An 11,355-nucleotide genomic window follows, 5' to 3' on the forward strand; every position below is an offset into this window, starting at 1 on the left:
GTTGAACCTTTATGAACCGTTTATGAATCACTTACATTTTATGTGATTGATACACGCCACGAAACGTCAAATCCGCATAGGGCTCATCGATTTTATTTGATACCATGCTCTTAGATTTTTAGTACCACAAAGCTAAACAGCTACAATAGCTACAACAACTAATTGAAGGCCGAATTTATGAACAACACTGAGCAACCTAAAAAGAAAATGAAAAACTGGGTGCCAATCGTCTTCTTCGGACTTCTCAGCACAGTCCCAGTGTTCATGTTCTTAGTCGACGTGTACATCAACCAGTATATGTAACAGAGCCGGACATCCTAGCTATATAAATGGATATAAGAACCCTTTCCTGTATCTATTTCAGTTCCAATTAGATCAGTTCTTCTTCAGTCAGCTCTTCTGTAATCAACTCAACTCTTCCGTGATCAAATCAGCTCTTCGCTAATAAAATCTAGAATGTCTATCAGCTCATGATCAGGCAAATTTAGTAGGTTATCCCCTACATACCATTCAATCTTACATTGGTTTGGCAACTCACTGATCGCTGGGTTTCCTATCCAAATCTTGTGTTTCTTCGCGATGTTATCCCTCACAATAATGCCGTCTTCGTAGCTCACAGGTAAATAGAGGTGAAGCATGTTGACCTGCGGTTGTTGTGGGTTAACGGTAAACTGAGGGTAATCTTGTAGGATTTGATAAACCTGTTTGGTTCGTTCGTATAAAGCAGGCATCAGTTCTAATCGCTCATCAAACTGCATTGCCGCTGAAACCACATAAGGCGTTCGGTGATAAACATTGCCGCCTTGACGCTTCATCCACGCAGATGCTTTCGCCACAAAGGCTTTATCACCCAGTAACAGTGAACCACCGAGGCCGTTCAGCCCCTTATAAAGCGAAACATAGGCACTATCAAAACCCTTGGCAATCTCGCTGTATGGTTTTTGGTAATACGCGCCGCATTCCCACAAACGCGCACCATCCATATGAAGGTGAATTGATTGTTCTTTGCAGTACTGCTTGATCGCTTCAAGCTCATCCCATTCTGGTAATTGGCCGCCGATTTCACGCATGGGTAATTCATATAGAGCGGCTGCAACCTCATCAGGCCACGCCTTTAAGTCATCAACATTCCAAGTGCGAAATACGTTGCCAACGGGAAGTACGTTGAAGCGGTTTTGGAGCTGATACCCTTGGCGTTCATGACGCATAATATGACTCGATTCATGCATCGCCACTACAGGGTTTCTTTTCTCTTGGCACGCAATTTCTAATGCTGTTGGTTGATTCATGGTGCCGGTAATCACAAATACAGCCGCTTCATAACCTAGCAGTTCCGCGACTTTGTTTTCGAAGCTCTCGATAAACTCACCATCGCCGTAGCTATCATGGCTCACATTGTGTGTCTCACACCATTCAGCCATCTGAGCGAATGTTTGTGCTGGAGTCGGTTCTAGGTGACCGGAAAGCAACAAATCACATTGTTGACGCAAGTCCATGCTCATAGTTTTTCCTTTATTCATTATCGTTCTATGTAGGGTTATTGGATTATTTACGTTACCCACCAACGGTGACATAAAATGCCCATATTCGCTTTTACTATTCGTGAATAATTAGTTTTACTCAGTCATCGGCGGCTTGTGCCAGGAATACTCAAATTGACGGATGTTTTATATAATTAAGTACCTAAAATCACACGCATCTAAATAGATAAGTATGGGCTAATTCGTTGTTGTTCAACCATTCTTCTATTATTGTATATCTATAATTCCAATAAATATTATTCGTTAATGGACAAAGAGGGCTATATGTCGAAAAATCGAGTCTTGGTGCTATTCGCTCACCCTTCTCAACATCGTTCTGAAGCAAACAAACCCTTATTTGAACAAGCCAAACGCGTTGACGGTGTTACCTGTGTCGATCTCTATGCCGAGTATCCGACATTTAAAATCAACATCGACCGTGAACAGAAACGCCTGTTAGACCATGACATCATCATTTTTCAGTTCCCTTTGTATTGGTACTCAACACCGGCAATTCTTAAAGAGTGGCAAGACCTTGTTCTTGAATACGGCTTCGCCTACGGCGCCGATGGCAATGAACTACAGGGCAAGAACTTGTTATGTAGCATTACTGCAGGAGGTAAAAAAGATGCCTACCAAAGTGATGGCTATAACCATTTCACGATTCGAGAACTGCTTCACCCAATCGAACAAACCGCTTCTCTGTGCGGGATGAACTATCTCGCGCCCTTTGCGCTATTTGGCTCGCGTACCGCTTTGGAAGAAAACCGCATTCAAGAGCATGTCGATAGCTATAAAGTGCTGTTAGAGGCGTTAGTTGCTGGCAAGATCAATATCAAGAAAGCCAGCAAAGCAGAAAAACTCAACCACTACGTAGAAGAACTAATGGCAGAGGTTAAATAATGACGGGATATTTTCTACAAGCGTTTATCTACTTAGTCGCAGCAGTTATTGCCGTGCCTATTGCCAAAAGACTTGGTCTTGGTTCTGTATTGGGTTATCTCATTGCTGGTGTTGTGATTGGTCCAATCATTGGCCTAGTGGGTGAAGAGACCACAACGATCCAACACTTTGCCGAGTTCGGCGTGGTTATGATGCTGTTCTTGGTCGGCCTTGAACTTGAACCTAAGATGCTTTGGGCAATGAGAAACCGACTTATGGGGCTGGGTGGACTACAAGTTGGTGGCACGACCGCGATTGTAATGGGTATAGCCCTTTTCTTCGGACAACCTTGGACCATTGCGCTGACTATCGGTTTGATCTTCGCCCTGTCATCTACCGCGATTGTTCTCCAAACCTTTAACGAAAAAGGGCTATCCAAAACAGAAGGCGGCAAGAACGCTTTCTCAGTCCTACTGTTCCAAGACATTGCCGTCATCCCTATGTTGGCATTTATCCCTCTTTTAGCCTTGCCAGAATTAATCGAAGCTGCACAAAGCGCGGTTGCTTCGGCTTCTGATCACCATGAAGAGTTAAGCCTCGTCGCTGGCCTACCCGGTTGGGCTTATGGCCTTGTGATCACAGCATCTATTGCGATTGTTGTGGTCGGCGGACACTTCTTGAGTCGTCCACTGTTCCGCTTCGTGGCAAGCTCAGGCCTACGTGAAATCTTTACTGCAACCGCACTGATGTTGGTGATTGGTATTGCTGCACTGATGAGCCTAGTCGGCCTATCACCGGCTTTGGGTACCTTCCTTGCGGGTGTGGTATTGGCGAACAGTGAATTCCGCCACGAGCTTGAGTCTAATATTGACCCGTTTAAAGGGCTGCTACTTGGCTTATTCTTCATAACCGTAGGTGCAGGCATCAACTTTGATGTTCTATTCAACGACTTTGGTTTGATCATTGGCCTCACTCTTGGCGTTATGCTTCTTAAAGCCTTGGTGCTATTTACGTTGGCATTGATCTTCAAAATCAAAAACAGTGACCGTTGGCTGTTTACACTGAGCTTGGCGCAAGCAGGTGAGTTTGGTTTTGTACTACTGAGCTTCTCAGCTCAAAACCACGTATTACCTGCTGACATCGTCCAAACATTGTCGCTGGTTGTGGCACTTTCAATGTTCCTAACGCCAGGGCTGTTCATTCTATTTGATAAAGTGATTCTTCCTCGTTACGAACAAAAATCTAACGACCGCGAAGAAGATACCATCGAAGAGAAAGGTACCGTTATCATTGCGGGCATTGGTCGATTCGGTCAAATCGTTAACCGCTTGTTGGTGTCGAACGATGTCAATACGGTGGTTCTGGATCACCAAGCGAACCAAGTAGACTTACTGCGCTCTATCAATATCAAATCTTACTTTGGTGATGCGACACGTCACGACTTATTGCATACCGCCGGAATCGAAGAAGCCGCGATGCTAGTAGTAGCAATCGATAATCAAGACTCAAGCGTTGAGTTAGTGAATTACGTTAAACACACCTACCCTAAAGTGAAAATCTTAGCCCGCGCATTCGACCGTGGTCATAGTTATCGCCTAAGAGAAGCGGGGGCAGACTTTGTGGAATCAGAGACCTACCATTCTGCTCTTGAAATGGGTGCTGAAGCCTTGCGTTCTTTGGGTCATCACCCATTCTTCGTCGAGCAGCAAAAATCGACGTATCAACGCGTTGAGAGTCGTAAGTCTGAAAAGCTTTACCAAGCTTGGTCTGAAGCAGAAGAGAATCCACGCTACGACAACAACTACCGACAAATCTTCATTCACCTTGAAGAAGCAATGAAAGAAGATATGAAGAAAGACCGTTCAGACAAACACTCTCGATCTGAGCGTGGTTGGACACCTCCACCAAAAGGCTATGCAGATGGCTTTGAGGAAGAAGAGTCTTAAGCAGCATCTAGACTTCAGCTCTAGATAACCATGCAATTCAACCATCAAAAGCGGCTATTTAAGCCGCTTTTTCTTTCATTTACCCCCTACAAAACGTCAAATCAGCATAAGTATCAGGTGCTGAAACTCGTAATCCGAGAGATTTGTGTGATCTAGCTAAAATTTCTAATTTCTGACCACATAGCAAAAGTGGATTCAATTTTTACATTATTGAAACATTCTAACCCTGCATAAACCACACCATAAACATGGCTATATATGCACTCATTCCTGCCATTCAAGCACCAACCCAATTCATAGCGACCACTCGCTAAGGCTTGAATTACATTGCATATATCGAAATACGCCGCAAAAGCCCCAACAAACCCATTCATCAATCAAATAAATAACGCACGACATTCACAAATTCAAACCATCAAAATTAACATAAACATTTCAAAGTATGTCTATCGTTACAATTTGTAACGAATGACGGTTGTCGGTATAGTCCTGCAATTCAAAAAGTGAGACCTTTGCGCTCACCTTAAAGGAGATATAATAATGATTACTAATGATGCTGTAATAATGGGCATGTTAGCTGTTATTCTTGGCGGTGTTTTTATCACGGAAAGTAGCCAAAATAGCGCACTGAAAAAATTCTACTCGTTCGTTCCGGGTCTATTGCTCTGTTACTTTGTTCCTTCTCTATTGAACAGCCTAGGCATCATCGACGCATCAAACTCAAAGCTGTACTTTGTTGCAAGTCGTTACCTATTACCAAGCGCACTCGTTCTACTGATCATCTCAGCTGACTTACGCAAAATCTTCGGCCTTGGCTCAAAAGCCGTCATCATGTTCCTAACGGGTACTGTCGGCATCATCATTGGTGGCCCTTTGGCGATTTTAATTATCGACCAAGTTAACCCTGACCTCGTATCTGGCGATGTATGGCGTGGCCTTACAACTGTGGCTGGTTCTTGGATCGGCGGCGGTGCGAACCAAGCAGCAATGAAAGAAGTGTTCGAGGTTGATGACCAACTCTTCTCTGCAATGATTACGGTTGATGTTATCTGTGCGAACATTTGGATGGCCGTTTTGCTTATCATGGCTGGTCGTCAGAAGAAGATTGATGCATGGTTAAAAGCGGATACTTCATCTATTGAAGAGCTAAAAGAGACGGTATCTAAATACCAAGAAGAGAACGCGCGCCCAACAACTACAACCGATCTCATGAAGATCACGGCAATTGCCTTTGGTTTAACAGGTTTGGCTCACTTATTCAGTGACATGATTGCACCGTGGATCTCAACCAACGCGCCAGAACTTGCGAAATACAGCCTAACATCTGGCTTCTTCTGGCTGATCGTAATGGTAACAACGTTCGCGCTGATCGCTTCATGCTTCAAATCAACACGCAGCCTTGAGCACAGCGGCGCGTCTAAAGTTGGTTCAGCATTCATCTACATCCTAGTTGCAACTATCGGTATGCAAATGGATGTGACAGCTATCTTAGACAACCCAGGTTACTTCTTCATTGGTATCACATGGTTAACTATTCATGCCCTTCTGATGATTGTAATGGCGAAGCTAATTCGTGCACCATTGTTCTTCATGGCTGTAGGTAGCCAAGCTAACGTAGGCGGCGCTGCATCGGCACCTATCGTCGCGGCTGCATTCCACCCAGCATTGGCACCAGTAGGTATCCTAATGGCGGTATTGGGTTACGCTCTCGGTACATACGGCGCTTACATCTGTGGCCTCATCATGCAAGTTGCTGCTGGTTAATAGAATCGCTTAATCCAATAACACCAAAGGCTGAACGATGATCGTTCAGCCTTTTTCGTTTCTAAAACTGTATTTCAAATAACGGCTTAATCGAACAAAGATGTCAGTTTATTTTCCACCACAGGGCTGATATTAAAGCTCAACATAAAATCTGGACGCGTTTTTTCGTCTTTCTCAAGGTAATAGTTCGCTTCAATGCCAAACTTCCAAGGGCGTCCATTCAGAACCGTTGTTTTACTAACACTGATGTTTAACGGAATTTCCGCCTGATCCTTATTCCAGTCGTACGAGAATGTTGGTGCAGAGCCCACCGTCCAACCACCTCCTAATATCTCTACCCAAAACACTTGTGTCGATGTCTTGTTGATTCGAGTATCAGAATGGTCGGCTCCGTCTCCAGAAATACCATACAAGTGATTTGGGAACATACCGACAACTCGTTCACTACTCGCCTTCCCGACCATAAATTCAGGCCCGACAGCAAATTGGTCCGCCGTTAAGTCACTGCTGCCCGTTGGCAAAGAAGCAAAGAGACCGAAAGCGACAATGGTACCGCCCTCCATTTTAGGCGCATAAGCTAAATCAAATGAGATGTCTGTAACGCCAGAGTGATCCATATTCTGCGAGCTTACTGGCGTATCCACATGGAAATCGTTCTGTACATAAGAGATAGCCGGGCGGAAGATCACTTTGTCGCCGTTATCCATGGGGAAAGGAAGAGTTGGTTGTAATACTGTAGCGAAACTGTCCCCTCCACCATCGTAACCACCTGAATACTGGAGCTTTAGATTGAGGCTAGCGTAAGCTGTGTTTGGGTTTGCAAGTTCCTTTGCTGCCTGTTCTGCCGCTTGATCGCTTTCAGATTTCGAAATGTCGACCTTAGCGCTAGCAAAATTCGGCGTTAATAATAGTCCAGTTATTATCAGTGCAAGTGGTTTACAAGCCATGAGCCCTCTCTTCAATAGTAAAACAATAAGATGTAACTGCTTATTGAGTATTTTAGAGATTACCGGGCAGTAAAATGGCCATTAAGTGACAGAGAGATAAGTTAACCCTAGTTAGAATTTAGATACAAAAATGCCCCAAATCGCTTTGAGGCATTTTCAATTAATCAGGAAGCTCGGGAGTGTTTACTCCTTTTGCTTATTCCCAATCAAGAATTACTTTTCCTGACATACCAGAGCGCATCATGTCGAAGCCTTTCTGGAAGTCGTCCACTTTGTAGTGGTGAGTAATGATTGGTGTTAGATCTAGGCCAGACTGGATTAGTGAAGCCATCTTGTACCAAGTTTCGAACATCTCACGACCGTAGATACCTTTGATAACCAAGCCTTTAAAGATTACTTGGTTCCAGTCTACCGCCATATCTGATGGTGGAATACCTAGTAGAGAGATCTTACCGCCGTGGTTCATGTTAGTCAGCATGCTGTTGAACGCAGATGGGTTACCAGACATTTCTAGGCCTACGTCGAAACCTTCAGTCATGCCAAGATCTGCCATTACGTCTTCAAGCTTCTCTTCCATCACGTTTACTGCGCGAGTCACACCCATTTTCTTAGCAAGATCTAGGCGATATTCGTTTACATCAGTGATTACAACGTGACGAGCACCAACGTGCTTAGCAACAGCTGCAGCCATGATACCGATTGGGCCAGCACCAGTAATTAGCACGTCTTCACCTACTAGGTCAAAAGAAAGTGCTGTGTGTACTGCGTTACCAAACGGGTCAAAGATTGATGCTAGATCATCAGAGATTTCAGCAGGGATCTTAAATGCGTTGAACGCAGGGATCACAAGGAACTCAGAGAACGCACCAGTGCGGTTAACACCAACACCTGTTGTGTTACGACAAAGGTGAGTACGGCCGCCACGACAGTTACGACAGTGACCACATGTGATGTGACCTTCGCCAGATACACGGTCGCCGATTTCAAAACCACGAACTTCTTGGCCGATGCCAACAACTTCACCCACGTATTCGTGACCCACTACCATAGGTACTGGGATTGTGTTTTGTGACCATTCATCCCAGTTGTAGATATGTACGTCAGTACCACAAATTGCGGTTTTCTTAATACGGATAAGAAGATCATTATGACCCATTTCAGGTTTTTCAACCTCGGTCATCCAAATGCCTTCTTCAGGCTTATGCTTAGAAAGTGCTTTAATTTTCATAATGTTACCTAGTTCATCTCGCCTAACTGTAAGGCGAGAATCAAAAATCTATATGTTCTATTGGACGTTGTTCTATCTAATTAAAAGGATGCCGTGGCACCTCTTTAAAATTAGATGATACCCATGTCTTTACCAACTTGGATGAACGCATCGATTGCGCGGTCTAGTTGCTCACGAGAGTGTGCAGCAGACATTTGCGTACGGATACGAGCTTGGCCTTTTGGTACTACAGGGAAAGAGAAACCTACCACGTAGATGCCTTTCTCTAGTGCGCGCTCTGCGAACTCAGCCGCTACTTTTGCATCACCAAGCATGATTGGGATGATTGCATGGTCTGCACCGCCCATAGTAAAGCCAGCTTCTTCCATGCGAGTACGGAAGTGAGCAGAGTTTTCCCATAGTTGAGTACGTAGGTCGCCAGATTCCGCTAGAAGATCTAGAACGCGGATAGACGCCGATACGATTGCAGGTGCAACAGAGTTAGAGAATAGGTATGGACGAGAACGCTGACGTAGCCAGTCGATCACTTCTTTCTTACCAGAAGTGTAACCGCCTGAAGCGCCACCCATTGCTTTACCTAGCGTACCTGTAATGATGTCGATACGGTCAACAACGTTGTGGAACTCGTGAGTGCCCGCGCCGTTTTCGCCCATAAAGCCCACTGCGTGAGAGTCATCAACCATCACTAGTGCATCGTACTTGTCTGCAAGGTCACAGATAGCAGGAAGGTTAGCCACTACGCCGTCCATAGAGAACACACCGTCAGTTACGATTAATGTGTGACGAGCGCCAGCTTCTTTAGCCGCGATAAGTTGCTGCTCTAGCTCTTCCATGTTGTTATTCGAGTAACGGAAACGCATTGCTTTACACAGACGAACACCATCGATGATAGATGCGTGGTTTAGTGCGTCAGAGATGATTGCGTCTTCTTTACCTAGAATTGTTTCGAACAAACCAGCGTTTGCATCAAAACAAGATGTGTAAAGGATAGTGTCTTCTTTACCTAGGAACGTAGAAAGCTTTTGCTCTAGCTCTTTGTGAGAATCTTGAGTACCACAGATGAAACGTACTGAAGCCATACCAAAACCGTGCTGATCCATACCACCTTTAGCTGCCTCGATAAGAGCTGGGTGGTTAGCAAGACCTAAGTAGTTGTTTGCACAGAAGTTTAGTACTTCTTCACCAGTCGAGATAGAAACCGCTGCTTTTTGTGCAGAAGTAATAATGCGCTCAGACTTGTAAAGACCTTCTTCTTTAACTTCTTCGATTTGAGTTTGAATCTGTTGGTAAAATGCAGAAGACATTGTCTCATTCCTTCCTAGTTATTATTTAGCAGCATCGCGCGCCGCTTTATGTAGGGATGCAAAAGATCTCAACACGATCATTTACACTGTAAAACTTATGCCTATATTCTAGTTGAACATCCCCGTTCCGATTATCCCTTTAGTTGGAAAAACATTAGTGAACCTGAGGCACGAATAATAGTTCATCCCAGTGACACAGGGCACATAAACGCGTCTTACCTGTTCTTTTTAACTTCAAATCGCCCTCCATTTCGGTCTAATTTCGCTTTCATATCGAATATTAATTTTTCACTTCAGAACAATATGGTGATGATTATCCGCTTCTCTCAGAATCTTCAGCCGCTTAATTGATGAAATTGATTCACAAATCAAAGTAAATCGCTCACAATTGCCATTAAGCTGATCGTTGAAACTTGTCTAACTGGATACTTATGATTAACCCCAAACTCATTGCCCTACTTCCTGATCTCGCCTCGTTCATTTTAGTGGTAAATGAAGGGAGCTTTACTGCGGCAGCAAAACAGTTAGGGGTGACTCCCTCAGCGTTGAGTAAGCTAATCACACGTTTAGAAAAAGCACTGTCTGTGAAGCTGTTTGAGCGTACGACTCGCACATTGATCATCACGCAAGCTGGCCAACTGGTTTACGACCAAAGCGTGGTTATGATTAATGCAGCGCAGCAAGCGGTTGAATTGTCTACCTCCGACCATACTGAACCTGCTGGCTCGATAACGGTAGCGGCACCAGAGGCATTCTTGAATTCGGTATTGCAGCCTTTCGTTGTCCCATTTTTAAATCAGTACCCAGAGATCCAACTTAAATTGAGAGCGGCTGATGGCGACATTGATATTTTACGTCAAGGCATCGACATCGCTTTCCGCCTGACCGATAAGCCCGACGAAAGCTTAGTATTGAAAGAGTTAGGAAAAACAAACCTCGTCTTATGTGCAAGTCCTGATTATCTTAAAGCCAAAGGGGTTCCTAGCCACCCAACTGACCTTTCTGAACATGACTGTTTATACCTTGCAGAGACAGACAAAGACCACATTTGGGATTTTCTCAAAGATGACGAATTTTACACAGTACCCGTCAGTGGGCGTTACGCGATAAACCACTCGCAGATGCGACTTAAAGGCGTGAAAGAAGGTCTAGGTGTAGGTATTTTCCATGACTTCGTGATTCAAGATGCGTTGTCTGAAGGCTCCGTAGTACAAGTGTTGGAAGATTGGACCATCAAGAGTAATTACCACGGTGCGATTGCGATGCAGTTTGCTCAAACCAAGTACATGCCCGCTCGACTGCGTGTATTCATTGATTACGCCATGGAGCACTTAGGTGACAAGTTGGCAGGAGAAATAAACTGATGCTGAAAGGAATACACCACGCGGCCATAATCTGTTCAGACTACGACGCGTCGAAACACTTTTACACTGAGATTTTGAAACTCGAGATAATTGCTGAAAACTATCGTGAGGCTCGCCAGTCGTACAAGCTTGATTTAGCGCTACCTAATGGTGCTCAGATAGAACTATTCAGCTTCCCTAACGCGCCAGAAAGACCTAGCTTTCCAGAAGCCCAAGGGCTGAGACATTTAGCCTTTTGTGTGGATGACGTTCAACACGTCAAAAGCTATTTGGAAGGACAAGGAATCGAAGTCGAACCGATCCGAATTGATGAATTTACAGGCAAAGCATTTACCTTTTTTGCCGATCCTGACGGGCTTCCGTTAGAGCTCTATGAAATCTAAAGCTTTATCAAATATAG

9 protein-coding genes are annotated in these 11,355 nt (G+C 44.4%); 5 read left to right on the forward strand and 4 right to left on the reverse strand.

The annotated features are described in order from the left end of the window. Positions 1-425: 425 nt before the first annotated feature. A complete protein-coding gene (locus WR49_RS10555) occupies positions 426-1,502 on the reverse strand; it encodes a threonine aldolase family protein (RefSeq protein WP_046223960.1) in 1,077 nt (358 codons plus the stop codon). Between the two features lie 303 nt (positions 1,503-1,805). On the opposite strand from WR49_RS10555, the gene WR49_RS10560 reads away from it, so the two are divergent. The 3 genes from WR49_RS10560 to WR49_RS10570 all read left to right on the forward strand — a co-directional run bounded on the left by WR49_RS10560 (position 1,806) and on the right by WR49_RS10570 (position 6,112). Beyond that, a complete protein-coding gene (locus tag WR49_RS10560) occupies positions 1,806-2,423 on the forward strand; it encodes an NAD(P)H-dependent oxidoreductase (protein WP_046223961.1) in 618 nt (205 codons plus the stop codon). After that, positions 2,423-4,348 (forward strand): monovalent cation:proton antiporter-2 (CPA2) family protein, encoded by a 1,926-nt coding sequence (locus tag WR49_RS10565; protein ID WP_046223962.1) that lies wholly within the window; start codon positions 2,423-2,425, stop codon positions 4,346-4,348. The genes WR49_RS10560 and WR49_RS10565 overlap by 1 nt, the downstream gene beginning before the upstream one ends. Before the next feature lie 540 nt (positions 4,349-4,888). Further along, positions 4,889-6,112 (forward strand): DUF819 family protein, encoded by a 1,224-nt coding sequence (locus tag WR49_RS10570; RefSeq protein ID WP_046223963.1) that lies wholly within the window; start codon positions 4,889-4,891, stop codon positions 6,110-6,112. Positions 6,113-6,198: 86 nt separating this feature from the next. Here WR49_RS10570 and WR49_RS10575 read toward each other — a convergent pair whose 3' ends face one another. The 3 genes from WR49_RS10575 to WR49_RS10585 form a co-directional block, all read right to left on the reverse strand. Further along, positions 6,199-7,059: a hypothetical protein gene (locus WR49_RS10575; RefSeq protein WP_046223964.1), complete on the reverse strand. Its 861-nt coding sequence runs from the start codon at positions 7,057-7,059 to the stop codon at positions 6,199-6,201. A gap of 196 nt (positions 7,060-7,255) precedes the next feature. Then, a complete protein-coding gene (gene tdh / locus WR49_RS10580; RefSeq protein ID WP_046223965.1) occupies positions 7,256-8,287 on the reverse strand; it encodes an L-threonine 3-dehydrogenase in 1,032 nt (343 codons plus the stop codon). Positions 8,288-8,397: 110 nt separating this feature from the next. Further along, the gene (locus WR49_RS10585) at positions 8,398-9,591 is read right to left on the reverse strand and encodes a glycine C-acetyltransferase (protein WP_046223966.1); all 1,194 of its coding nucleotides are present in this window, start codon (positions 9,589-9,591) and stop codon (positions 8,398-8,400) included. Positions 9,592-10,022: 431 nt separating this feature from the next. On the opposite strand from WR49_RS10585, the gene WR49_RS10590 reads away from it, so the two are divergent. Next, positions 10,023-10,955: a LysR family transcriptional regulator gene (locus WR49_RS10590; RefSeq protein WP_046223967.1), complete on the forward strand. Its 933-nt coding sequence runs from the start codon at positions 10,023-10,025 to the stop codon at positions 10,953-10,955. Continuing rightward, a complete protein-coding gene (gene gloA2 / locus WR49_RS10595; protein ID WP_046223968.1) occupies positions 10,955-11,338 on the forward strand; it encodes an SMU1112c/YaeR family gloxylase I-like metalloprotein in 384 nt (127 codons plus the stop codon). Before WR49_RS10590 ends, gloA2 begins: the two co-directional genes overlap by 1 nt. The last annotated feature ends 17 nt before the right edge of the window (positions 11,339-11,355 follow it).

Source organism: Vibrio sp. ECSMB14106 (assembly GCF_000972265.1).
In the GTDB taxonomy this organism is placed as follows: Bacteria; Pseudomonadota; Gammaproteobacteria; order Enterobacterales; family Vibrionaceae; genus Vibrio; species Vibrio kanaloae.